The sequence below is a fragment of the Longimicrobium sp. genome (assembly GCF_036399255.1).
In the GTDB taxonomy this organism is placed as follows: Bacteria; Gemmatimonadota; Gemmatimonadetes; order Longimicrobiales; family Longimicrobiaceae; genus Longimicrobium.
Map to the genome: position 1 here is coordinate 73,049 of NZ_DASWNM010000164.1, position 23,400 is coordinate 96,448.

The window sequence follows — 23,400 nt, forward strand, 5'->3', positions numbered from 1 at the left end:
CTTCGCGTAGGCAGCATAGACGTCGAGAACTTCGCGCGGCTGAGCCCGCGGTCGGCGGCGAGAAGGCTGCTCGGATTCGCGGGGCGCGGGCGCTGTCAGCTCTGCAGCCTCGGTTTCCAGCGGCTCAACATCCAGCGGTATCCGCAGCCACGCCCTGATGGGTGGGTTGCATTCACGGCAGGTGGAGCTACTGCACCGCCGCGCGCCGTGGGGAGCAGCCTCTACTTCCGACTCAGGTGAATGTGTTGTCATTCGCCTACTTAGGGCTATCCGGCTATCCGGTGTCATGCACGGAGTAGGTTGGTGAGCCATGCCACACGACTTCCGAATCATCATCAACCACGACGACTCTCAGGGCAGCGCAACCACCCTCCAGCCATCGCTCGCGCGCACCAGGATCGCCTGCGCCTGCCGCGGAGCACCCGGACCGAGCTCCCGCGCGATCTCCGGGTACAGCCGGAGGAACCCGGCATCCCGCGCCCAGGCCCCCACGTCCCGGAGCCGATAGCTGTACGTCACCTCCGTCTGCACCTGCCCTGCTCCCTCGGCCGGCTCGGTATAGCGGATGATGGAATCCACCTCCGGCGTCCCATAACAGAACCCTCCGGCCGGCTTCCTCGGATCGAGTCGGCCGGCTGGGAACTCCCGGTAGGCCTGCCGGCCCGCCTCCGTCAGCTCATAGCGGACGGGCTTTCCCCAGCGCGCCTCGTCCGCGCCGGCGGAGCGGACCAGCCCCGCACGCTCGAGCGCCTCGATGCGCGTCATCATCGCCGCATGGTGCGACTCGAGCCTCGGGTTGTACTCGCTCCTGAGCTCCGCGGGGAAGCGCCACGCGACATCGCCGATGCACTTCGGAGTCGTCGCCAGGCGTGCGTCGATCGCCGCTCGTAGCTCGCCCTCGTCCGGCCCCCGCGATCCGCACCCCGCCAACAGGAAGCCGGTGATGGCAACCAGGAAGGCAGCACGACGGGACCTCACGAGCACACCTGGCCGGACGAGGTGTCGGACAGCGTCTCACCCCGTTCGTCGTACGCCCTCACCCGGTAGCGGTAGCACTGGTAGTCCGTGTGAGAATCGAGCTGGGCCAGCACGGCGGGTTCGGATTCGGCCTGCTCGCCAGGCGCGAGGTCGTTCACGGTCGTGACGGTGCTCGCCACCGTGCTGCCGCCGCGGATGGCGTCCACGTCAATCCGGACGCTCTCGACCGCCACCCGGCCACGATTCTCCACCGTGAACACGAAAGCGGGATAGGCATCCACGTAGAGGGTCCGGTTGACGAAGACGACCTCGACGTCCGCCACGGAACCGGAGCCGGTCATGTCGCTACAGCCGGTAAGCGGCAACGCAGCCACGAGGAGAAGAGAGAGCGTTCGAAACCACATGGGATGGAGAACCTGGTGGGAGTTTGCAGGGCCGGGCACACCGCGGGCCGGGCTCACCCACGCTTGCACATGCAGACGGGCCGCCCTATCCTCTCCAGTGTAACCAGACGAATTGTTTCCAAATCATATCCAGAAGCGGCCGGGGTGGCAATGCTCCCTGACCGCTATGTCTCTATTCCCCGCCTTCGCGAGGCCGCCCAGGCGCGCGCCGACGCCACCTCCGGGCGCGCCGTGGCCCGCGAAGTGGATATCTCCCACCGCGGCCTCATGCTCTTCCTGGAGGGTGCACGCCCCCAGCCGAAGACGCTCGAGAAGCTCCTCGCCTGGTACCATGAGCACGTCCAGCGCTCCGAAGGCCCGCCCATCAGCGCCTCGGACGCGTTGCTTGTGCTCATGCGCGCCATCCCCCCGGAGCATCGCCCTGCCGCGGCCAGCACCCTGCTCTCCTCCCTCCAAGACGTCCATAGGGCCGCGGGCGTAGAGTGCCCGCCGGACGTAATCGCCGCCGGCACTTCCGGAACCTGACCCGCTTCGTGCGGGCCGGATGATTGATTCGATCCCCTACACGGCTGGAAAGGAGTGCGCGCGGAACGCGCCGCGGCGTTACTATGCCCGGAATCCGTGTTTACTCTGTCTATTCTGAGGCAGGGCAGGTACACCGTGCTCGGGCACGGCGTCCTTTCCGCCGCCTCTCCCGGGCCCCGCGGCGAATGCCACCTTCTTCACCGGACGACCATGCGCTCGTCCGCCTGTCCGCGGCCGCAAGAAGCGGCTGCGGACAGGCATTGGAGCACCTGCTCGCTGAGGTGCACGTGCATGTGGCCCGGTGCTGCCGCACCTGGCTATCCAGGATCGGACAAGGTGCGGTTCAGGAGGTCGCCCAGGAGGCGCTGATCCGGATCGCGGGCAGCCTTGCCTCCTGCCGTGCAGAGAACGACGAGGACCTGCTCACGTGGTGCCGTACCGTTGCACGGCACGCGGCCTTCGACCGGCTTCGCTCCGACCAGCGGGAGTGGGACGTACGGGTCTTCGCGGAAGAGCTTGACGACATCGAGTGCGAGATCCCGGACCCGGAGAACACCACCGGAATCTCCGTCCTCCTCCAGGCCCTCGACAAAGCCCTCGATGCCGAGCCCGAATTTGTGCATTCGCTGCTCTGGCACCGCCTCGTCCAGCACGACGGTTGGGAGGAAGCGGCCGGTGCACTGGACCTCACGCCCGCGGGGGCAAAACGCCGGTTCCAGCGCACGACGGCTCGACTCCGAAGAACCGTCCTTGCCGCGTTGACTCGACGCCGCCCGGATGATCCCGGCGCTGAAGAGGCGCTCCGCTGGCTCAGGGCACGTGCCGGAGACCGTCACCGGTCACCTGCCTCGCCGTAAGGGACGGGGGCACCCTGTCCCTGGCGCCCCTCGGCATCAGGGCCCCTCCCGTGCCGCCTTGTTTTCCTGCACGACGATCCGCCGAGCCGCCTCCAGCCGCGCGGCCCGGTCCGCTTCCGCCGTATATCCATCATCTTCCGGCGCGAGAACGCTCCCGGCCGGCAGTGCCATCAGATGCGCCCGGATGTGCGCGAGGCGCACCAGCGCCTCCTCCCGCAGCACGCCCGTGCATACGATGAGCGCCACCCGCTGGTCAGGGCGCGCGATCGTCCTCGCCACGCGCCCCAGCACCAGGTATCCCCCCAGCCCGTGCTCACCCCATGCGGTGAGCTCGCGGGAGCAGCCGACCACGTACACGTTCTCAGGATCGTTGTCCGCCAGGTCCGCGAGGCTGGCGGCGACCTCCACCTGGATCCGGATCTCCTTCAGCGCATCGCCATCCGGAAACCGTCCCGCCGCCATCTCCTCCGCGATCGCCGCGTCCGTGAGGCGCTCGACCCGCCTGTCCTCGTGGCCGAACACCGGTCAGACCCTCACCGAGTAGCGATCCACCGCCCCGAACGAATGGACGCGCCAGGGCGCACCGCGGCGCCCCGGGTAGATCGACATCCGGAGCCACGTGTACTCATCCTCGACCTCCTCCTCGCGGCGGTCGACGTACCACGCCTTTGGACGCCCAGCCTCTCCGGGGCTCCAGCGGTAGCCCCGGGCCTTCAGCGCATGGCGGGCGTCGTAGGGCGCATCCAGTGCCCAGATCCGAACCGTGCGCCGGCGGCTGGACCGGAGCAGCAGGCCCAGGGGCAGCTCGCCATCCGCGAATGGGGTCGCGAGCGCGTGCAGCGCCGCCTGGCAGTCCTCATCCGCCCTATGCCCCTCGAAGAACATCCCGCAGTGCTTGAACAGCACGAACTCCAGCTTGGCCGCCGCAACGCCGTGCTCCGCCCAGGGCACCTCCACCTGCGAGCACGCCCATGGCAGCTCTCGGAACGCCGGCATCCTGCGCTCGAGGATCGGCCGGTCGAAGCCCGCGTTGTGCGCCACCACCAAGCTCGCAGACGCCATGAGCGCAGCGACTGCCTCCTCGTCGATCCGCCTGCCGGCCACATCCGCGTCCGAGATCCCCGTCAGCGCCGTGATCTCCGGCGGGAGCGGCCTGCCGGGATCCTCCAGGTGCACGACGGGCTCACCCACCGTGTAGATCCGCCCGGTGGCGGGCGCATACTCGAAAGGCAGAAGCGCCAGCTGGATGATTTCGTCCCGCTCCGTGTCCAGCCCCGTCGTCTCAGCATCGGCGTACAGGCCCCGATATGTCCGCGTGCCGTCCGGCTCCGCGTAGGTCGACCGCGGCTCGAACCGGCGGGCCACCCGGTAGTGGCCCGTCTCCTCCAGCACCCGGGCCATCTGCTCCAGCGCGGCGTCCCTCAGCACCGTGTCAGGCATGGGTGCCTCCATGCCGTCGGCGGTACGGGCGCGGCGGACGCGATGGCTCCCATACCAAACCCCGCGCGAGCCCGACGCCCCAGTCCGGAAGCGTCAGCACCACCCGCTCCTCGCCCGCGACCAGCCGCGCGACGGCCCCCTCCAGGTCTTCGGGGGAGGGAAGCGTGTACGCCGAGCGAATCCGCAGCACGCGCCAGCCGCGGGCGATCAGGTCCCGGTCCCGCTCCTCGTCCTTTTCCTGCTGCCCGCCGTGGAAGTACCAGGCGTCATACTCGACGGCGATCCGGACGCCGGCGCGCTCCAGCGCCACGTCGACGCAGCGCCGCCCGATCCGGTGGTTGAGCTCTCCTTGAAGAAGCTCCGCCAGCCGCCGCTGGATCCCGGAGACCGGCATCCCGTTGACGCGGTCCTGGCACTCGTGGCATCCGGCTCCGCCGGCCACGCACAGGTAGCTCGCCGCCCACTCATGCCCCTTCGGGCACCGCCAGCGCGTATGGTGGGCATACTGCCGCGGATGTGGACCCAACCACTCGAATCCTCGCCCGGCCGCCAGGGCGTGGTAGCGCTCCGGCGGGGTCCGCAATGCCGCGTTCCGCCGGTCGAGCCTGCAGCGCGGACACGCGCGCCCTTGCCAAAGCTTGTGGAACGACGCCGACCATTCCCGGCCGCAGCCGCGGCAGCGCCACTTCGTCTTCCCGTGCGCGCTCCGCGGCATGGGTCCGAGCCACTCCAGCCCAGCCTTCTCCCCCGCCGCCCGGTAATCCTCGTCCCGGTGGCGATCGCGCGCACAGCGGGCCTCATGACCAGCCTTCGCGCATGCCGGGCACCCCCGCCCGGCCGCGAGGCGCTGGTACGTCGTACGCCAGGCGTGGCCCCGTCCGCACCGCCACTCCGTCTTCCGCGTACCCGATCCCGGATGCTCACCCGTCCACCGGAACCCACGTCTTTCCCCAAGGGCGTGATACGCCTCCGGCCCGAGCACCCTGCGGGCGCTGCGCCGCCGAACCCCGCAGTCGGGACATCCGCTCCCACGTTGCAGCGTGTTGTAGATCGCCTTCCACCTGCGACCGCAGGCCAGGCACTGCCACCAGGTGCGTGTGTTCGCGTTCCTCACCTCCGGACCGAGCCACACGGCATTCCGCCGGGCGGCCATCGCCCGGTAGTCGGCCGGCTTCTTCGTTTCGGGCATCGTCCCGCTCCCGGCAGGGCGGCCGCGCCCCGGGAGCCCCGGCTCCCGCGACTCTGCCGCTTCCACCAGGGCGGACGAAAGCGCGGCACCGGTGCCGCGCTTTCGTCTGCCAATAGGGAGGGACGAAGGTACGCGGACACCGGGAGGAGCGATGCACGGCTCGGAACCCGAGACACTGCTGGTATACTTGGCGCAAGCCGCGCTGGCAGGAGACGACGGCGCGATGGGACAGCTGCTCGAAGAGCTGCACGTCGAGCTGAACCGATACCTGCGCAGGTGGCTCAGCCACTGGCGAGAGGGCGACGAGCACGCCGCCGAGATCGCCCAGGAAGCACTGGTGCGCGTGGCGCACGGGCTGCATTCCTTCCACGGGCAGACCAACGGGCAGCTGGTCACATGGGCGCGGGCGATCGCGGTCAACCTCGCCAGCGATCGCGCGCGCCAGACGCGGGACGAGTGGGACGTGGTGGTTTTCGACGAGGAGCTGGACGAGCTGGAGGTCGAGGATCCGACGAGTTGGAACGGGGATGACGCTGCGGGGTCGCAGGGAAAGCAGATAATGCTCCGCCTCCTCGGCGAAGCGCTGGAAGGTGCGGGGGAAGAAGCTCAGGCGCTATTCTGGCACCGGCTGGTGCAGGGAGATGAGTGGGCCGAAACCGGTGCCGCCCTCAATTTGCCCCATACCGCGGCAAAGCGGCGGTACCAGCGGCTGCAGGAGCGGTTGCGCGCGACGGTACTCCGCCGGATCGCTGAGCTCCCGCCCGAACAGTCCGCCGCCGTGCTGCACTGGCTCGCGTCCATCGGGGTATCTACCCACGTCGGCCCGCCCTGACCCCCGGCGCGGGTGCATCCGCACACGCTTGCTAGTAACCACGCAAGCGTGCAAACAGACGAACCGCGAGCCTCCATGCGCGACGGCGACGATCTTCCCCCCAGACTGCTCGACCGGCTGATCCGCGCCTACCTGCGCATGCGCGGCCGGCCAGACAGGCCCGAGCTCCCGCCGCCGCCCGACCTGGACGCACCCGTGGACACCAGCCCCGCCACGCCCGTAGAGCGCGCCGCGGCCGAGGCAGCCGCGCGTGAAGCGATGCGCCGCCTTCGCCAGGATCCCAACTGAACCAAGCAAGAGATGATCGCAGAGCCTGCACTTGCTCAACGTGCGTCCTTCTCAGGCTCAGGAGTAACCGGGCCTCCTCATCGGAAGTGATGATTTCCCTCCTGAGCTAACGCGTTAACCTGCCCTAACGCGTGTGCGCGGACCATCCCGTAACTACCCATCTACAACTACCTTCGCGGCTGCTGATCACCTGTAGCGAGACGTGAGCTTCTTCATTAGCTTGGTAACTAGTAAGCTAATGAAGAAGCTCTTTGAGGAATCCGGCGATGACCACGGCCGAACTGTCAGAACTGATTACACGACTTCAGGAGTTCCGAACTGATTTGGTCCACGTTGAAGCGAAGCGCTCTCAACGAGCTTTGCCAAGCCGCTTATGGGAAACGATCTCGGCGTTCTCGAACACTCCGGGCGGGGGCGTGCTGATCCTCGGCTTGGACGAAAGCAATGGCTTCGCGACGTCAGGAGTGGATAACGCCAAGAAGGTCATGCAAGATCTTGCGAGCCTGTGCGATGAGATGCAACCACCCGTACGGGCGCTGATCGAGTTGCATAAGATTGAAGGTGCCACGCTGGTACTTGCTGAGATTCCCGAAGCAGAACTCGGGCAGAAACCGGTCTACTATCGAGGAGCGGGCCTGACCAACGGTGCCTTCATCCGCGTTGCAGACGGTGATCGTAAGCTCAGCCAATACGAAGTCCAGGTGATGATCGCTTCGCGCGGTCAACCGCGCGACGACGAGGCCCCTGTTGTTGAAGCGACCAGTACCGATCTCGATCCTGAACTCGTCCGCGGTCTCCTTGACCGGCTGCGACGGACAGATCGAAGCATCTTTCGTGATCGCACAGACGAAGAGGCGCTACGCGTCCTGAAGGTGCTGGTCAAGCATCAAGACAGGTGGGTTCCTTCGATCGGGGGATTGCTCGCACTCGGAGCCTTCCCTCAGCAGTTCTTTTCCGAACTAGGGGTTACCTTCGTGGTCTACCCAACCCCAAACCTGGGTGAGCCTGGGCCGCGGGGTGAACGCTTTCTCGACCAGGGACGATTCGATGGACCGATTCCACGGCTCCTGGAACCCGTACTAAAGGCTTTGCAGCGGAATATGAAGCGGCGAGCCATCGTTCGAGGCTTGTTCCGTGAGGACTTGTGGGAGTACCCGGAAACAGCGCTCCGGGAAGCGCTGGTCAATGCAGTAGTCCACCGGGATCTAAGTGCGCTGGCTCGCGGCACACCAGTCCAAGTCCGCATGTTTCCGGATCGGCTCGAGATAGTAAATCCTGGCGGACTCTTCGGTCCCGTCACGGTCGACCGATTGGGTGAAGAAGGGATATCTTCTTCAAGGAACCAGCTCCTGATGAAGCTGCTAGAGGACGTCCCCGTGCCTGGACGCAACGAAGTGGTCTGCGAAAACCGGGGATCTGGGATTGGAGCCATGCTGGCCGTGCTCCGCCAAGCCGGCATGAGCCCGCCGCACTTCGCAGACCGGATTGCGACCTTCCAGGTTACGTTCCCCAACCACACCCTGCTCGATTCGGAAACTCTGGCTTGGCTCGAAACCGTAGACGGCTACGATCTGACTGATAATCAACGGATGGCTCTGGCACTTCTCAGGCGTGGAGAACAAGTCACAAACGCGTCCTATCGGCAGATTAGCGGATTGGACAGCCGGGTTGTCACCCGCGAGCTAGGCGATCTCGTCCAGAGAGGGCTTGTCGATCAGGATGGTACTGGCAGGTGGACCTCCTACCACCTCGCGCTTACCCCGCCTGCTATAGCACAGAGCCGGTCTCGCCGACGCAGAGCAGATCGCCGCGGGGAAATCGTCACACTGCTCGGGGCAGCCGGCGAGTTGTCACGTGCGGACATAGCTGTGCGACTCGGCCTCTCTGACGAAACGGTCGGACGGTGGCTTGCCAAGCTCCGGGCCGAGAAGATCGTAAACCTTACTACTCGCACTGCTCGGGACCCAAATGCGAGATACAGGCTGGCTCACCCGGGTGATTGAAGCTTCGTCATTAGCATGTTAACTAGTAAGCTAGTGACGAAGTATGCCGTTATCTGAAGATGTCAGAAAAACAGGGCACAGCTCCTGGTAAGTTAAGCCGCCCAGGACCTCGACCTATCCGATCTCTGCTCGCCCCGTGACGAACTTCGCTCAAGATAAGCACCCCGCGTTCCACTAACGCGGGGCGCTTGCTTGTCTCTTGGAGCCTTACGCTCCCCTGAATGTGAGAACTAGCCGCCTAACCTCGTCGGGGCACCACTCCATCCGCATGAGGTCGGTGAGATGCACGGAGTGCAGGCCCTCGACGCGTCGCATCGCGAGCGCCGCCGCGCGTATGTTCCGGACAGGCAGACCCTCCGCAGCAACAACGAGCTGACCCAGAAACCCGCCGTCGATCCTGGCGGTCGCGGCCAGGAGCTCCTTCATCTGACCCTCGCCATCCCCGATCCGCTGCACATCGATCCACCGGAAAAATTCCAATGCCCACGCGCCTAGATCCCTCGCGATAGCGGGATCCTCGGATTGGGCAGCCAGTTTGAGTGAAACGAGGGCCGACCTCGCCAGCCCGGCATTCACCGGCTGCTCGGGCAAGCGTGCCGGCAGGCCGGCAATGAACCGGACGGCGGTGACGGGCACGCGGCCCGAGCGGCGTATCCATTCCGCCACGAGGTCACAGAAAGGCTGTAGGACCGCCACACTGGTGGTGGACTGCAGCGCCGCGGCCGCCCCACTCATCACGTCCTCGGGAAGGTCCCCCGCGACGTCCATGACGCCTCTCAATCCTTCGACCCCCTTCACCTGGACCCCAACGACCCGGGAAACGAGCAGGCGGAGCAGTTCCTCGGGAGTAGGCCGCTCGCGCAAGCCCACAAGGTCCAGGATCAAGGCCGCGGCCGCGAGAGCATTCTTTTTCGACCCGCCGGTGGCCATCTGGAACAGAATGTCCAGGGCGCCGGAATCGTCTTTCACGAGTTCCGCCAGCAATTTCAGGAGGGCTGGCGAAGCAGCGCTCCCCCCTTCGGAGCCCAGGCGTAGCAGAGGCTTTGCGAGCTCGGCCCTGACGCTGCTGTGGACCAGACGGAAGACCAGTGACGCGAGCACCTCCCAGCGCTCGGCGGGCTGGGCGGCGATGAGCTCGAGGATCTGGTCCCGCGCCTCGTCGGAAAGGTCCGCAATGGAAGCAAGGACCGCGACCGTGGGCTCTATCTCAGGCGAGGAGGTGTCCAGCACCGCGGCAGCAAGGCGTCTTCGATGCTCCGCGTCCAGGCCCGGGGCCATCTCACCGACGAGTCGTGACACCGTCCGGTACCTGTCGGCCGAAACTCGACCAGGCGCGTTCTCGAGGACGACAACGATGGCGGGGCCGGCTCCAGCCTGGGCCGCTTCGCTGATCGCGATCATGTATCGCTGCAGATGACGCATCGGCCCCTGCAGCAGCCCGCGAACCAGATCGTCCAGCAGGACCCGATCCGCGGATGCCCTCCGACCAACGACACGCGCCTGGACGACATCCCACCCGTCCGGCAACTCCGCCTGGAGCATCTCCAACCATGATCCCCACTTCGCACCCGGCCCGGGCTGGAGCCAGAGCGGCGCCACGTCCTGCAGCAGCTCTGTCAGCGCTTCCCGCATCTTCTGGTGCGCAGCGACGCTGACCAGGTCCTGCAGCACCGCTTCCTTGGCCGGTGCAGGAATTCCCGGTCGTGCATACAGTTGCAGGACCACGGCCTTTGAATCGACTCCGAGCAGCGCGGACCGGGTCCAGAAGGCGTCGAGCGCCGCGACGTCGGTAGCGGCCTCCAGCGCGTGACGGCCGGCGGTGAGGAAGAACCCCGCTGCGCTGCTCCGGTCCTGATGAGTCAGGTTCGGGTTCTCGGCCAGCGCGGACAGGATCTCGGCAACCCGGTCAGCCATGGAACCGGGAACACGGGAGAGCATCCACCCGCACCGCTTCACCGCGTTCACGGCAGGCTTCCGCGACGCACTCCGCGCAAGAGCCAGTGCGATCAGCCATGCCGCCTCCGCAAGGTGGAGCGGAGCGGTCAACGCGGCCTCGAGCAAGTCTTGCTGAAATTCCTCGCTCCGGTCACGAGCAAGCGGCAGGAGACTCAGCAGGGCATCGGGCTCCTGCCTGGCAGCCGCGGCGAACGCGGCCGCCCTGAATGCGGGTAGCCGGTCGAGTCCAACCTCGCCGGTGAGGAAGCCGAACTGTTCCCGATCGACGATCGCAAGAAGCTGCCTGAATACCGGCCACCAGTGGAGCCGCGCCACCTCCGCGTCGGCTTCCCTCAGCTCGCTGACGAGACGCTCCCTGTCCTTCCGGCCAGAATGCGTGGCAAGCAGACGCGCGATCGCATATTCCAGGAACGTCTGGTGGAAGAACCGGATCCTGCCGTCACCGACCGGCTGGAGGACGTCCTCGCTGATCAACTCCGATGCTGCCGTACTGCCCGCAGCATCCGCCTCGCGCACATCGGTCAGGTAAACAGACTCGCGGACGACGTCCTGGGATTCCTGGAAGGCCAGCCGTGCCAGGTCCAGGCAGAGCTTCTCCATCCGGGCCGGAACGGCTGAACCAGGGCTGTACTTACGGTTCCGCGAGATCTTCCGCTCCCAGTACGTCGCGTACAGCCGGCTGGTGGTCAGGTCAGCCGGGACATTGCGGTCGCGGCCGAACAGCTCGCAAAGCATCGCGAGCCGCAATGGGTTCCGGACGATGTCCCTCAGCGAGAGGTTGCCAGCCGTCAACGCAAGGAGGGCGGCTCCGAAGGATTCCTGCCCGCTGGAGATCGAGATCTCGGGATGATGTTTGATGAAGGCATCCGCGGCCTCGACCACCTCAGCGTCATCGAACTCCGGGACACTGTAACGATCGATCGCGGTCTCCAGCGGCGATCCGAACACGCTCGATTTGGGCTCGAAGAACGCGTGGTACTCGTGGTCACGGCATGTGAACACCACGGCGGCGCCTGAATCCAGGAGCCCGCGGAGCAATGTGCGGAACGCGGGGACGAACGTTCGATTCAGAATCAGATCGACCGTGTCGATCAGCACGACTCCCGGGCCCCGTTCGGCGCTGAGCTCGCTTACGATGTCCTCGAGAGATGTCTCGTCGCCGCTGGAGAGTTTCCCCACGTCAATGGCGAGCCGGTCGGCCGTATGGGCGTATTCGGCCTCGTACGGCAACTCGGTCACAAGGAGCAGAGCGACCCAGCCAACTTCCGCATCTTCAACGACTTTGTCGTAGATCTCCCCCAGGAGCGTGCTCTTGCCGTAGCCGGCCGGCCCGAGTATCGGGATGATGCGCTGGAACTCTTCCGAGAGGCCTCTCTTGATCGCGGCATATACCTTCCCACCCACCTCGCGGCGTGGGATGCGGGGCAGGGAGTGCGGGTTCAGCAAGCCTCTGGCGGCGTCACTTCTCGCCCTCACTACTACTTCCCACGAACGCCTGTCCTTCCCTTCCGCAGATCCTTCTTCCGCCGCGCGCCGGAGCGCCTGGATTTCCGACAACATCTCGTTGTGCCTGGCGTCACTCCGCGTGTCGGCGACGACGGAACCAACGCGCTCATCACGCAGGAGGTTCTCGTTCAGCCTCGTGAAAAAGACATCGAGAACCTCTCGCGCGGTTTCCTCCGTTTCCGCGCCGGCAAAGAAATCACCCTCGACGAACCGCTGGAGGACCACCGGGACCACATGGTTGCGGTTCGCCGGCTGCTCGTGGAAATCGGTCAGCTGGCGTTGCACCTCCGGGTGTTCCAGCCAGCGCCCTAGCGCCCTTGCCACGTCTTCGACCCTGCCCTCGAACTGCCGATCGACCTCTTTGATCGACCGCTTCACGGGTTCCACGCGCAGGAGTCGGGTGGCCGCGCTCTTTCCCAGCACACCGGCGAAAGCGCTTCCAGCTTTGGTCAGCAGACTGGTGGATAAAGGATCGATCATCGAATGAGAAGACGAAAAGAGGACCATCATCACAGGTGCCGCGGCACAAGCTAATGTGCAGCAAAAGCAGCGCACATGCACGTAGGCTACGAGGTGGTAGCCGTCATCTCCTGCCGCTCCTCCCATCCGGGCAGTGACGTCACGGTTTCCAGGCGCTCGGGCGGAATCGTCCCCTGGCGGATCTGCAGTTCCTGGTTCTTGAGCCACTGGTAAAGGTTCACGCCGTTCGGCCGGTCCTTCTTGCCGGGGCGGAGGTGTCCATGCGCCGCGTGGTAAGCTCGCGCAGCAGCGACATTGAAGGCGAAGCGTTCATCGCGGTCCTCGCCCGTCGTGCCGTCCGGCATCACCGAGCGCGCCGGAGAACTGGTTGCCCGGCTCACCACGCCGCTGGGCGACCCACGCGCCCAGCCACCCGTCGCGCCGGCTCCACCAGCCGTCCACAACCTGCACGTGGCCGTTCCTCCGGACGTGCCGGAGCAGTGCACGATGGCCCCACCTCCACTCCGCGTCGTCTCGCCCCCAGTACCATCCCGGGAGCGCCTCGAAGCGACCGATGCGCTCGTCCGTCAAACGTCCCTGCCGGTATGCGGCCCGGACGGAGGCCGTCCAACGGCCAAGCGCGAATCGGTCGGGCGCGACATGCGCCACCGGTACTGCGGCCGAGCCCGTGTCCTCGGCGTGCACCAGCAGCCGCTCCAACCCGTACTCAAACGGGTCGCCCGCCTGCTTTAGCGCCTGCAGAGCGACGGACCTGCGGAAGCGTGGGAGCGGGATCCGGCGGTAGTAGCCCCTGAGCCAGTGAATGGTGACGACGCTGCAATCGGACTCTTCAAGGCGGAAACGGCCTCATGTTTCCCGAACTACTGCGCTGTGCGCATTCGTTCGAAGAGTGCAGCCTGACGACGTGCGTCATCAAGGGCATTGTGAGTCTCCGGTTCCGAGCTCTTTAGCTCGGCAGGAAGCCGGCTCGAGCGCGTCTCCGCCCACGAAACGTTGGCCATACCCATGTAGTACGACTTGATGTCCACGCCTCCGATCCCGAAGGGATTCTCGCCAACAAACGTAACGAAGTACCAGTTTACGAACGCCCAGTCAAAAGTGGCGTTGAAGCCCACGAAGACTGGTTCACCACCCCCGCTCACCTCGCCTATCCACCGCCTGAAGTCGAGCATGGTGTCACGTGGTTCGCGGCCATTACGCTGGAAGTGATCCAGCGGCAAACCCACCACCTCGATCGCTGCAGGCACGGCTCCCTCGCCAATGGGACGCAGTTCAGCGTAGAAGCTCCGCTCAGGCGCCCCCACCACGCATGCTCCGATGGAGAGCATGCTGTAGGCGGGCGGGACAGGTCCCGAGGCCTCGACGTCAACGGAGATATAGACCTCGGTCATGGGAGACGCGGGTTGCGAGAAGATCAACGGACCAGGGGAGGCCTGTCGACGTACTTACGCCAGAATTCCACCAGCTGCTCGCGCCGTCGCTCGTCAACCTCGGTTGCCGACCAGAACAGGCAAGGGATTGCCTGCTGGTCGAAAGGAAGGCTGGTGCCGTTCTCAGCGGTAACCAGCACGCGAGCGGCACGACCGAGGGCGTATCCCAGTTCAATGAAGCAGTTCGGGCGAGAGCCCGTCACATCCACGATCGCGAGGGGAGCATGGTGCAGATTGTGGAAGATGTCCACGTTCATGAATGGGTGCTCAGCGCGATCGGTGCCGATCTCGATACGCTGGTACCCGGCCGCGCGAATCACCGGGTCGACAACGTTCCGGAAGAACGCCTCGACCTGAGGAAACTGCGGATGATCCGGGTTAAGGAGCCGGACGTAAAAGGCCCGGGGTAGCTCCAGCTCACAGAGTAGGCTCACCACCCGCTCAGCGATCACGGAGCTGGACGCTGTTCCCAGGCGCGTTCCCAGCCCGGAGAAGCGGGTGGTCGCGAGGTCCGCGACCGTGGAGTCCAGCCGGAGAAAGCGGGCCGCGTCCGCGCGTACCTCCTTCGCGAGGCGTTCGGCACCTCCAGTCCCGTCGCCACGGCTCGAGCCGAGCGGCAGGTCGAGCGGCAGGACGGAACGCTGGCGCTCCAGGAACAGCTCTGCGGAATGCTCCACACCAGTTCCTCCGCCGAGCACCAGCAGCACATCGCTGAACTCCGCCTGGCGCTGGCGGATCAAAGCCGCCGACCGGGATCCTGCACGGATCGACTCAACCCGCATGCGCCCGGAGGCGAGCAGTTCCTCCCACAACGGACGCCGTGCCTCGGGGATCTCGTGCTCCGCTTTTTCGGAGGATATGACCACGACTGGCGCGCCGGCGGCCTCGGGGTAAAGCGACTCATCAGCGCGAAGACACTCGGCTGCGGTTTCCAGCGCGGTCCAGTCGAAAGTGAGCGCCGGCGCACCGGCCGCCGCACCCACCGCGCGCGGCTCTTTCCCTGTGCCCACAACGATCCCGCCGCCCTGGCGAAGAATGCCGCGAACCACCGCTGCAACAAGCTCGTGAGCATAGCCCAGGCGCTCGACGGCGGTTTCCGGGCTCGCGCTGCCGGCGATCTGCACGCGTCGACCCCTCAGGTTGTTCATCGTGCACCGACTTCCGGCGATGGGATGAGCTCCTCAGCGGCACGGAGCAGGTCGTCCGGTGAGAGTACACGCGCCGGGAACGCGTGCGCCAACGCTTCAGGAAGCAGGCGCGAGCGCAGGTCAGAAAAGGTAAAGCCGGGACGTGGAGGGTTCTTTCGTGGCCCTGTAAGGTCCACGAGCTGCTCCACCACCTCATCCGGGATGTCCAGCCCCTCCAGGTCCATCCGGAACAGCGCCTCACGCTCGGCGGCATCCGGGCGGTTGAAGACCTCCGTGCGCGCCGCACGACGAGTGACCGCCGCGTCGAGCGCTGAAGCCCGGTTGGTGCAAAGGAACACCAGCACCCTGCCACCCAGACGCCGAAGGTCGTCCACGCGTTGGATCACGGTGTTGACCGCCACGCGGTCTTCATGATGGCTGTGCGCATCATCGCGCGTGGCGGTGAGAGAATCGGCCTCGTCGATGATGAGGTAGGTGGTCCGGGTCTTTCCCGCCTCGCGCATGACCGTCTCGAATGCCTGGTTGATCAGCGTGCTCATCTGACCGACCTTCCCCGTGCCGCGCACGCGCGTGCTCAGCTTGAACAGCACGGCGTCCTTTCCCGTTTCACGCGCCAGCCGGTCGCATGCCGCCTCCGCGGTCACGGTCTTACCCGTCCCGACGTCTCCGCCGAAGATCACCAGCGGGTAGCGGTCTCCCACGGCTGAGACGATGGGCAGCTCGCGCCCGTAGAAGCGCTGGCTCCAATCCCGCACCTCGTCGGGGCTGGCCAGGAGCCGCAGGTCCCGCCTCAGCCTCTCGTAGCGTTGCTCAAAGCCTACCAGGCGCGCCGCCCTTGCCTGCAGCGTCTCGTCAGGGAGGGGCAGCTCCAACTCGAAGAGGTCCTTAGCCTCGGTCACCGGCCCGCCTCATCGATAGGTGCTCCGCTGGAGGCCAAATCCATTGCTCACGTATGACCGCCCGTCGTCCGCGCGGCCCAAGGTGGGGAACGAGGAGTCCAGGCTCTCGTGTGACCATGGGCGCGAAAGGCGCTTGTCGAGCACCTGCTTCTCCGCTGCCCCCAGCTTCTGCCACCCTTGGGTAGGCTTCATGTAGACCCGCAGGAGCCCACCCGGGGTCTGCGGCCACATGTTCCCTCCCGGCCGCTGAGCGACGAGGCTGCCCGCCTCCGTCTGAACCTCGTACTTCGCGGCCCGGATCAGCCGGCCAGCGGCGTCGTAAAGACACAGGTCCAACTCGCGGAGGTGTCCCAGCTGGGCCATCAGCTTAACGTCGGCCGACAGCGCCTTCACGTCCTCACGCGTGCGTAGCCCGGTGCTCTGCGAGATCCCGTCGAAGTCGGCGGCGAAGCAGTCCAGCACCTTCCCAACGTCGGCGGTGGTGTAGCTCTGCGTATACGTATCGCTAAAGGACATCGGACCTACTCCTCGATCGCGAAGGAACGCCCGAACACATCCTTCCAGTATTCCAGCGTCTCCCCCTTGTAACCGTTGTTGCGGGCTGCCGTCAGGAGCTCCCACGCCTCGGTCGCTTTCGCCACGATCTCCTGGCAATTCGGCTCCGTCAGCCGGCTGGCAACGTTGTTTTCCAGGTTCACGGGATCCAGAACCACGACGCGATCCGCGGGAAGCGCGGTGACGGCTCCGGATTCGGGAAAGTAGATCGGCTGGCGAAGCTCGGTCTGCGCGACGTAGAGGAAGAAGCGCAGCAGCCCGTCTTCCATCGTACGAGGCGCGCCATGCTTATCCTGGAGATGGCTGGCGATCAGTTCGATCAGGAACGAGCGCAGTCCGTCCAGCTCGTGCTGGTTGCGCCAGTGCTTCAGCAGGCGCACGACGGAGGTGAAACGCGCATAGCCCTGCTTGCGCGCCTGGATGAACTCCAGCTGCCGAGGGATGCTCGTAAGCAGGGGTGGCGCACCTCGCGAAGAAGGTTGCCATCCGTAGTCGCACGCCTCGTCGTTCGGAATCACCGGGACCAGGTCCATCTCGAGCCCGGACGTCCTGAAGGTGATGCCAAGGGTACGCGGCTGAACCACAAAGTCCGACGAGGGCTTCCCGGGGTATGCGGCGACCAGCATCGCGCGCAGCCGCTCATGAAGCGTTTCCAGTGGGAACTCGTCGGGATTCTCCAGCTTCATGTAGACGGCCACGTCGGCATCTACGCCTACGTCGCCTCTGGGGCGCAGCACCGTACCCTTACGGAGGGACCCGGTCTTGCGGAACTTGTAGATCCCGAGATCCGGCGCCTTGCGGACCTCTGCGGCAAAGTTCTCGATCAGCCGGTCAACCTGGCCAAGATACTCCAGGCGCTTCCCTTGGGGCAGCTTGAGTCTCTGATCCACGAACCAGCCCGTCTGCGCATCATTCAGTTCCACATTACCTCGCATGAATCGGGTGACACCGAACATTCGGAATGTATTCGGAATTCACCTGCGCGCAATCGCGTCGGGCAATCCAGAGAGAGAGGTTGCACGGAAGCGGTAGATGAGCCTGGTCCTTAGAAACGAGCTCCAGCTGAGGAGGAACCACACCAGCGTCCATCGGGGATTCCCTGTAGGCCAACGCCATATCCAACGACCATTCCATATGCGTCTGACGATACGTTTCGTCCCCACGCTCATTCTGCTCTGTGCTGCAAGTCTTCCTCTTGACGCACAGACGAGAACGCGCCGGATCGCCGAGTTCGACTCGGGCCGGCAGACGGTCCGCGTCGCAACCGTCGACGGTAACGTGCGCGTGGACGCCAGGAGCGTCGTGGAGGCCGTGGCCGTCGTGGCCAGTCCCGGCGAGGCACGACTATGGGTGGATAGCGTCCGCTCGATGATGCGACGGCCGCTGCGGCCGGAGCCGGGAGAGGAACTGGGGCTGGAGACCTCGACGGGCACGCTCCAGTACGTGCTGCGGGTACACCGCACCGAGGAGGCAGACAGGCCGAGCCGCTACCGCCTCGACATGCACGACCACCAGCTGCTGAACTCGGTCCTGGTGCCGATGACCTCTGCCCGTCTGTCGGAGTTCCTGGACGCTGTGACGGAGGCTGCACGGGCGGGTGATCACATGCGTGGGGTTCTCCCCGCGCTACCGGCGGACTCGGCTGACACCGCGCCGGCCCTCACGCCGGAAGCCCGCGAAATGATCGCTGCAGCACTTGGTGGGCAATACCTGACGGAGCCCATCCTGTTGGAAGCCGTGGTAGGCGAAACGGGTATCCCCGAGCCTGCGGGCACATACGTGTTGGGAGGCGGGACTCAGAAATTCGAGGTGGAGCCCCTGATCCCGAGGCTGCGATTCTCGCCCGCCACCCTGCGAGGCCAACCCATGCGGGTCCGGGTCCGCCTGATTCTGGCAGAGCGCGGCGGCCTGGAGGCGCGGCAGCCACCACCCCCGGACTCGATGCCGCGGCTCCTCAACAGCACGGAAATCCAGGCGGCGCTCGTCCGGCTGTATCCCCGCCTCTACCGCGACGCAGGGGTGACAGGAGACGTGACTATAGCGGTCGAAGTGGATACGACCGGCGTGCCGGACCTTGCCACCGTTGAAGTCCTGAATGTCGCACTGGAGGAGTTTCGAACCGCTGCGATCCAAGTCGTGGGGCAGATGCGCTTCCGCCCAGCCCAGCGGGACGGGCGGGCGGTGCGTGCCAGGACGGTTGTCCCGATCCGGTTCTCAATTCGCCGCTGAGAACACCAGCGCGACGTCCCGTTCACACGTCCCAGGCGCGCGCGTGATGATGTACGACCAGAAAATTATGGTGTCTCCGGAGAAGAGCACCGCAATCCATGGTCACAAACCCTGATGAGGAGCGGCAGCATGAGAAGCGAAAACCCCCGCATCCAGGAGGGATGCGGGGGCTTTCGATGAGTCGCGATCAGCGCGCGGCCATCACTACACCGGGGCGGAGTCGCCGACCACGGGCAGGTTGCCCACATGAATGGAGGCAGACGCCTTCTCCGGCGTGCTCAGGGGCCGGCGCTGGTGCTGCTCCTGGTGCGCGGGGAACATCGCCACGAAGAACTCGGACCATCCACCCATCCGCACCCGCACCAGGTCGTACTTCTCCGGGTCACGCGCCGCGCCCGCGAACGTCTCGGGATTCGCGCAGGTGACGGTGAGGATGTTGCTCCCCTGGCCGGCCGCGAACGCAGCCAGCACCCGCTCCAGCGCATCCACGGGAAAGTCCTCGCGGATGTTCATGTCCGTGGGTGCGCCGTCCCACAGGGCGTCCGTGCCGCTGCCCGTGTACCCCTTGAGCGCGTCCAGGAACACCGCCTCCTGGTGCTGCACGGGCAGGTCCGCGGGGCTGGGGATGGGGCTCAGGTCCGACGCCATGGGGTCGCCGCGGTGCCGACCGTCCGCCGAGGCGCCGAACTGCGCGCCGAACTCCACGTAGTTCTCGAAGGTGCCCACCCCCGGCTGCACCTGGAACCCCCCGAACGGCTTCTCCGGCGTCCCCAGCCGCTTCGCGATGTCCACCATCCGCTGCGCCGTGGAGGGCGCGGGGTGGGTGAACACGCGCACGGCCGTCTCCGCCACACGCTGCACGATCTCGTTACCGAACGCGTCGATCTCCCCCTGCCCGCGGCCGTAGCGGGGGAGGGAAAGGGCCACCTGGCGCAGCTCGCGGAAGCGCTCCGCCCGCCCCGCGATGCGCGCCGGCCCCGCCAGCGTGCTCACGAACGGCTCCACCATGTTGCGCCCCCAGTCGCAGAGCATGGCCTCCACCAGCTCCGGGAGCGAAGTGCAGGCCGTCCGCTCGTCGAACACCATGACCCGAATGGCCCACAGCGAGTCGATGGTATTGGCCAGGGCCGTGAAGCAGGGCGCGATGAAGTTGTAGCGCGTGCCGCCCTCGTAGATGTCCAGCCCCTTGTCCAGGCAGTCGTCCATCAGCGCCGACAGCAGGGGCGAGGGGCACACGCTGCTGGCGTTGCCGAACGCGGCCAGCTGCCCGTCCACCTGCTTGGCATACATCAGCCGCAGGTGCTCCATGAACAGGTCCACCAAGTCGTCGAAGCGGCGGATCTCCGCCGGCGCCGGCGAGGAGAACGACGTGCGCGTGCCGCGGAACCACATGGGCCCGGCGCTCGCCCACGTCTTCCCCTGGTTCAGCGCGCACTCCAGGGGGAGCAGCGTGGCCATCCCGCCCAGAGTGAACCAGTTCTGCCCCGCGATCTGCGGCTCGTAGCACCCGTCGCAGGCGTAGTCGCGCGCCGCCTCCAGCGACACGTCGCTGCGCCAGCACCCCTCCGCCCGCGCCGCCACGTCCGCCCCCGCGCCGATGTTCTCGCCGCTCAGCTGCAGGCCCGGGATGATCTTGTCGTCGTTGAGCAGAATGGGGTGCGCGCCGCCTGCGAGCAGGGCCAGCGCCGCCTCGCGCAGCACCTCGCGGGGGATGTCGCTCCGCACGCGCAGGCTCAGGCACGGCGCGTTCAGCGGCAGGCGCCGCGCAGCCCGCAGGCAGAACATCGTCACGGCGTTGTAGGCCGGGCTCCCGTCCGGCTTCGTCCCGCCGACGGTGACCTGCTGGATCCACTGGTTGTTGGCGGCGCCCTGCGGATACGCGCCCGCCGAGCCGCCCATGGCCAGGTTGCCGAAGGGCTGGTGGTCCTCCACGAACTGGCGGTTGAGCTGCACCTTCTCACCCACCTTGATCCAGAAGCAGTCGATGATCTCCTGCGCCTCATCGTCCGTCAGCCGCTCCGCCTCCACGTCCGCGCGGTAGAACGGCTCCAGCATCTGGTCCAGCCGCCCGATGGCCGTGGGCTCGCCGATCAGGTGCAGCGACGCGTGCAGCGTGAAGATGAGCTGCGCCGCCTCCAGCATCGTGCGCGGCTTCCCGGAGGACAGGTGCGTCATCCGCGCCTGGATGCCCAGCAGGTTCTCGCGCTCGGCGGCCTGCGTCTCCGCCATCCCCGCGGCCATCTCCCCGGCCAAGCGGGCGTAGGCCAGGCATGCGTCGCGCACGCCCTCCAGAGCCAGGTGCACGCCCGCGTAGAACTGCCGCTTCTTCTCGTCCCCTGCGCCGTCACGCCTGGCGGCGACCTCGTCCAGCAACGCACCCAAGCCGGCGTCCAGCACGCGCTGGAATCCCGGGACCACGTGGCCCACGCCCGACGCGTAGCTCAGGTTCTGAAAGAAGTGGCTTTCCTGCTCGTCCGCCCGCGTGTAGTCGATGACATAGCGCCCCTGCCCCAGCCCCAGGTTGGGCGTGGCGCCCACGATCAGCTCCACGGGGTGCACGCGGTAGGTGTCGGCGCCGTTGATCCAGTTGGCCCCCACGCGCTTGCGACCGCGGAAGCCGTACGCGTGGCTGGCGAACACCTGCCCCAGGCTCACCTTGTGGGCCCACCCCATCCGCTCCGCAATAGAAAGCCCCATCACCTCGCGGGCCTTTTCCTCGCCGTAGCCCTCGGCCACGTAGGCGGACAGGTGCTTGAGCTCCTGCTGGCGCCGGTCGAAGTACCAGTTGTCTTGCCAGCGCGAAAAGGCGTTCGCCAGCAGCCGCGTGACGCGGTTCGACGGGGGGCCGTACGCCTCGCGCCGATCCCCCGCCATGGTGCTGACGCTGAAGAGGTAGTCCTTGTGGTTGTAGAACATGAGCCCGTTGTCCGAGCGCACCTTGAAGTGCCGGTCCAGCCGGTTCCAGTCCACGCCGGGAAAGCGGGCCCAGTGCGTCTCTTCCGCGTCCGGCAGTGCGTCCAGCCCCAGGTCGCCAGGCTCCAGCCCCAAGTCCGCCACGGAGGGGATGTAGAACAGCCCGCCCACGTCTGAGCGCACGTTGGAAAGCAGCCGGTCGCGCATGAAGCCATCCGTCGCGCCGATCTGGCTGTCCATGATCTCCTCCAGCACCCGCGCGCTGCGGGCGTACGCGGCGAACGCGATCCCCGCCTCGTCGCGGCGGCTGGCGCCCTTGGTCACCAGGTCGTCGTCCCCCAGCGCCGGCGAGCGGCCGAAGGGGAGCGACAAGCGCAGCAGCTGCATGGTGTCGCCGTGCGCGTCCTGCACGCGCGACGAGCGGATGTGGCTGCGCGTGTCGCGCGAAGGGATGAGGATGTCGTCCGTCGTGCGCCCCACCAGATCCTCGATCTGCTCTGGGCTCATGTTGAGGATGAGATCCCAGTTGATCGTGAAGCGCTGCGTGAGCACGTAGCTGGCGCCGATGTGCGCCGCATCCTCGTATCCCACCAGGGCGTTAGCCTGGATGCTGACGGGGTCCGTGGGGTTGTTCAGGTTCTCGCTGAAGCGGCACCCCAGCACCTTGCCGCCCATGTGGTCCGGCTCGTTGCTCTTCGTGGCGGCGGCCTGGAAGACGGTGCGCGACGGGTCGATGCACCCTTCCGCCTCCAGCCGCAGGCGGATGAAGTCCGTCACGGCCGCGCAGTGCGCCTCGTTCAGCGACTTGACGTGGAAGAACAGGTCGCCGCGCGAATCGGCGAAGGTGCCGTTGGAGCGCCCGAACACGGCCGAGCCCTCGCCGCCCTCAACGGGAAAGCGCAGTTCCATCCCCGCGGGGACGGGGAGCCCCTCCTCCCTGCACCACGCCCGCCACAGGCCGAAGCCCACGCCGGCGATGGCCGTGGTGTTCTGGCTGCCGTAGGCGCGGTGGATCTCGGCGCGCACGTCCTTCACCACGCGGCGCAGCACCTCGCGGGTGAGCGGCTTGCCGTTCTCGGCGCGCCAGAAGGTGGCGAAGACGGCGTGCGGCGCGGGGTACACCAGCCCGCGCTGCACCTGGCGCCAGATCTCGTGGCTGGTGTCGTTGCCGCGGTGCGTGGAAAGGTCGGCCTCCGTGCGGGCGGCGGCGGCGGCCATGGCGGCACTGGCGTGGGGACAGACGGGGGTCTCGGACTGCGACATGATCGAAATCTCCTGCGGGTGAACGGGCGGGGGATGATCCGGAAGACGGACGGATTCGGCCGGAACGCCGGGGCGTCCGCGGAGGGTGTTGCCGGGGAGTGGATTAAGGTGCGGACATGCGGGCGGGCGGCCGACGGAGTAGATGATAAGCGCTTAAAGACGACCGCGCCAGAAACGGCGGATTGCGGACGCTGAACGGAAAGAGGAGGTAGCAGTGGAGACGGTCTCGCACCCGGAGGAAACGGGGATGTCCCTGTGCCTCATGGTAGGGCGCGCGCCGCAGCTGGTCGGCAGCTTCCAGCGGGGGACTCGATCCCATCCGCAGGTGCTTTCCACCCGTCCCAGCCGCGCGTCAGCCTAGCTGGGCTTGGTCGACCGCGTTTACCTGATGAGTCTCCCCCCGGGTGGGGAACGATGAGCCCGGAACCCCCTCAGGAGCCAGCGCCCGGGCGTACCCGCCCCTCTCGCCGACGCCATTTCAGGACCGCCTGATCAGCGAGCGGTA

Annotated in this window: 20 protein-coding genes and 1 pseudogene; 6 read left to right on the forward strand and 15 right to left on the reverse strand. The window is 66.5% G+C overall.

The window, feature by feature from the left end; translation table 11 throughout:
• Positions 1–351 precede the first annotated feature (351 nt).
• Positions 352–978, reverse strand: a complete 627-nt coding sequence (locus tag VGC13_RS31240) for a hypothetical protein (protein ID WP_331129273.1) — start codon at positions 976–978, stop codon at positions 352–354.
• On the reverse strand, positions 975–1,319 hold the full coding sequence (locus VGC13_RS31245) for a hypothetical protein (RefSeq protein WP_331129274.1): 345 nt from the start codon (positions 1,317–1,319) through the stop codon (positions 975–977). Before VGC13_RS31245 ends, VGC13_RS31240 begins: the two co-directional genes overlap by 4 nt.
• 132 nt (positions 1,320–1,451) lie before the next feature.
• Here VGC13_RS31245 and VGC13_RS31250 point away from each other — a divergent pair, with 132 nt between their 5' ends.
• Together VGC13_RS31250 and VGC13_RS31255 are read left to right on the forward strand one after the other, a co-directional pair.
• A complete protein-coding gene (locus VGC13_RS31250) occupies positions 1,452–1,907 on the forward strand; it encodes a hypothetical protein (protein ID WP_331129275.1) in 456 nt (151 codons plus the stop codon).
• Positions 1,908–2,167: 260 nt separating this feature from the next.
• Positions 2,168–2,764: a sigma-70 family RNA polymerase sigma factor gene (locus tag VGC13_RS31255; RefSeq protein WP_331129276.1), complete on the forward strand. Its 597-nt coding sequence runs from the start codon at positions 2,168–2,170 to the stop codon at positions 2,762–2,764.
• A gap of 36 nt (positions 2,765–2,800) precedes the next feature.
• Here the strand turns inward: VGC13_RS31255 and VGC13_RS31260 are convergent, their stop codons facing one another.
• The 4 genes and pseudogenes from VGC13_RS31260 to VGC13_RS33765 all read right to left on the reverse strand — a co-directional run.
• The gene (locus VGC13_RS31260; protein ID WP_331129277.1) at positions 2,801–3,286 is read right to left on the reverse strand and encodes a hypothetical protein; all 486 of its coding nucleotides are present in this window, start codon (positions 3,284–3,286) and stop codon (positions 2,801–2,803) included.
• Positions 3,287–3,289: 3 nt separating this feature from the next.
• Complete coding sequence (locus tag VGC13_RS31265) at positions 3,290–4,204, reverse strand: 3'-5' exonuclease (RefSeq protein WP_331129278.1); 915 nt, start codon at positions 4,202–4,204, stop codon at positions 3,290–3,292.
• Positions 4,197–4,598, reverse strand: a complete 402-nt coding sequence (locus tag VGC13_RS31270; protein WP_331129279.1) for a DUF559 domain-containing protein — start codon at positions 4,596–4,598, stop codon at positions 4,197–4,199. Before VGC13_RS31270 ends, VGC13_RS31265 begins: the two co-directional genes overlap by 8 nt.
• Positions 4,599–5,222: 624 nt before the next feature.
• Positions 5,223–5,393 (reverse strand): annotated as a pseudogene (locus VGC13_RS33765) (hypothetical protein); the annotation flags it as partial.
• A 151-nt stretch (positions 5,394–5,544) separates the two neighbouring features.
• Between VGC13_RS33765 and VGC13_RS31275 the strand changes: the two are divergent.
• From VGC13_RS31275 to VGC13_RS31285, 3 genes are all read left to right on the forward strand, one after another.
• The gene (locus tag VGC13_RS31275) at positions 5,545–6,225 is read left to right on the forward strand and encodes an RNA polymerase sigma factor (protein ID WP_331129280.1); all 681 of its coding nucleotides are present in this window, start codon (positions 5,545–5,547) and stop codon (positions 6,223–6,225) included.
• Between the two features lie 75 nt (positions 6,226–6,300).
• Positions 6,301–6,513, forward strand: coding sequence for a hypothetical protein (locus VGC13_RS31280; protein WP_331129281.1), 213 nt, complete (start codon positions 6,301–6,303; stop codon positions 6,511–6,513).
• A 266-nt stretch (positions 6,514–6,779) separates the two neighbouring features.
• A complete protein-coding gene (locus VGC13_RS31285; protein ID WP_331129282.1) occupies positions 6,780–8,516 on the forward strand; it encodes an ATP-binding protein in 1,737 nt (578 codons plus the stop codon).
• A gap of 207 nt (positions 8,517–8,723) precedes the next feature.
• Here the strand turns inward: VGC13_RS31285 and VGC13_RS31290 are convergent, their stop codons facing one another.
• The 8 genes from VGC13_RS31290 to VGC13_RS31320 form a co-directional block, all read right to left on the reverse strand.
• On the reverse strand, positions 8,724–12,356 hold the full coding sequence (locus VGC13_RS31290; protein WP_331129283.1) for a hypothetical protein: 3,633 nt from the start codon (positions 12,354–12,356) through the stop codon (positions 8,724–8,726).
• Positions 12,357–12,544: 188 nt separating this feature from the next.
• The gene (locus tag VGC13_RS31295) at positions 12,545–12,802 is read right to left on the reverse strand and encodes a Helicase associated domain protein (RefSeq protein WP_331129284.1); all 258 of its coding nucleotides are present in this window, start codon (positions 12,800–12,802) and stop codon (positions 12,545–12,547) included.
• On the reverse strand, positions 12,768–13,262 hold the full coding sequence (locus VGC13_RS33760; protein WP_414683026.1) for a helicase associated domain-containing protein: 495 nt from the start codon (positions 13,260–13,262) through the stop codon (positions 12,768–12,770). Before VGC13_RS33760 ends, VGC13_RS31295 begins: the two co-directional genes overlap by 35 nt.
• A gap of 56 nt (positions 13,263–13,318) precedes the next feature.
• Positions 13,319–13,849 carry a 3'-5' exonuclease gene (locus VGC13_RS31300; RefSeq protein WP_331129285.1) on the reverse strand — a complete coding sequence of 177 codons (531 nt, stop codon included), beginning with the start codon at positions 13,847–13,849 and terminating at the stop codon, positions 13,319–13,321.
• Positions 13,850–13,872: 23 nt separating this feature from the next.
• Positions 13,873–15,036: a hypothetical protein gene (locus tag VGC13_RS31305; protein ID WP_331129286.1), complete on the reverse strand. Its 1,164-nt coding sequence runs from the start codon at positions 15,034–15,036 to the stop codon at positions 13,873–13,875.
• Positions 15,033–15,935 carry an ATP-binding protein gene (locus VGC13_RS31310; RefSeq protein ID WP_331129287.1) on the reverse strand — a complete coding sequence of 301 codons (903 nt, stop codon included), beginning with the start codon at positions 15,933–15,935 and terminating at the stop codon, positions 15,033–15,035. The genes VGC13_RS31305 and VGC13_RS31310 overlap by 4 nt, the downstream gene beginning before the upstream one ends.
• A gap of 9 nt (positions 15,936–15,944) precedes the next feature.
• On the reverse strand, positions 15,945–16,451 hold the full coding sequence (locus VGC13_RS31315) for a hypothetical protein (RefSeq protein ID WP_331129288.1): 507 nt from the start codon (positions 16,449–16,451) through the stop codon (positions 15,945–15,947).
• A gap of 5 nt (positions 16,452–16,456) precedes the next feature.
• The gene (locus tag VGC13_RS31320; protein ID WP_331129289.1) at positions 16,457–17,446 is read right to left on the reverse strand and encodes a CBASS oligonucleotide cyclase; all 990 of its coding nucleotides are present in this window, start codon (positions 17,444–17,446) and stop codon (positions 16,457–16,459) included.
• A 178-nt stretch (positions 17,447–17,624) separates the two neighbouring features.
• On the opposite strand from VGC13_RS31320, the gene VGC13_RS31325 reads away from it, so the two are divergent.
• Positions 17,625–18,719 (forward strand): TonB family protein, encoded by a 1,095-nt coding sequence (locus VGC13_RS31325; RefSeq protein ID WP_331129290.1) that lies wholly within the window; start codon positions 17,625–17,627, stop codon positions 18,717–18,719.
• Between the two features lie 204 nt (positions 18,720–18,923).
• Here the strand turns inward: VGC13_RS31325 and VGC13_RS31330 are convergent, their stop codons facing one another.
• Positions 18,924–22,895, reverse strand: a complete 3,972-nt coding sequence (locus tag VGC13_RS31330; protein WP_331129291.1) for a Dyp-type peroxidase — start codon at positions 22,893–22,895, stop codon at positions 18,924–18,926.
• Positions 22,896–23,400 lie beyond the last annotated feature (505 nt).

Bases quoted from the DNA above. Each gene is read 5' to 3' on its own strand.
- VGC13_RS31245 (WP_331129274.1), bottom strand. From the start codon at position 1,319: ATGACCGGCTCCGGTTCCGTGGCGGACGTCGAGGTCGTCTTCGTCAAC.
- VGC13_RS31250 (WP_331129275.1), top strand. From the start codon at position 1,452: ATGCAGACGGGCCGCCCTATCCTCTCCAGTGTAACCAGACGAATTGTT.
- VGC13_RS31265 (WP_331129278.1), bottom strand. From the start codon at position 4,204: ATGCCTGACACGGTGCTGAGGGACGCCGCGCTGGAGCAGATGGCCCGG.
- VGC13_RS31270 (WP_331129279.1), bottom strand. From the start codon at position 4,598: ATGCCGGTCTCCGGGATCCAGCGGCGGCTGGCGGAGCTTCTTCAAGGA.
- VGC13_RS31275 (WP_331129280.1), top strand. From the start codon at position 5,545: ATGCACGGCTCGGAACCCGAGACACTGCTGGTATACTTGGCGCAAGCC.
- VGC13_RS31280 (WP_331129281.1), top strand. From the start codon at position 6,301: ATGCGCGACGGCGACGATCTTCCCCCCAGACTGCTCGACCGGCTGATC.
- VGC13_RS31285 (WP_331129282.1), top strand. From the start codon at position 6,780: ATGACCACGGCCGAACTGTCAGAACTGATTACACGACTTCAGGAGTTC.
- VGC13_RS31295 (WP_331129284.1), bottom strand. From the start codon at position 12,802: ATGCCGGACGGCACGACGGGCGAGGACCGCGATGAACGCTTCGCCTTC.
- VGC13_RS31300 (WP_331129285.1), bottom strand. From the start codon at position 13,849: ATGACCGAGGTCTATATCTCCGTTGACGTCGAGGCCTCGGGACCTGTC.
- VGC13_RS31305 (WP_331129286.1), bottom strand. From the start codon at position 15,036: ATGAACAACCTGAGGGGTCGACGCGTGCAGATCGCCGGCAGCGCGAGC.
- VGC13_RS31315 (WP_331129288.1), bottom strand. From the start codon at position 16,451: ATGTCCTTTAGCGATACGTATACGCAGAGCTACACCACCGCCGACGTT.
- VGC13_RS31320 (WP_331129289.1), bottom strand. From the start codon at position 17,446: ATGTTCGGTGTCACCCGATTCATGCGAGGTAATGTGGAACTGAATGAT.
- VGC13_RS31325 (WP_331129290.1), top strand. From the start codon at position 17,625: ATGCGTCTGACGATACGTTTCGTCCCCACGCTCATTCTGCTCTGTGCT.
- VGC13_RS31330 (WP_331129291.1), bottom strand. From the start codon at position 22,895: ATGTCGCAGTCCGAGACCCCCGTCTGTCCCCACGCCAGTGCCGCCATG.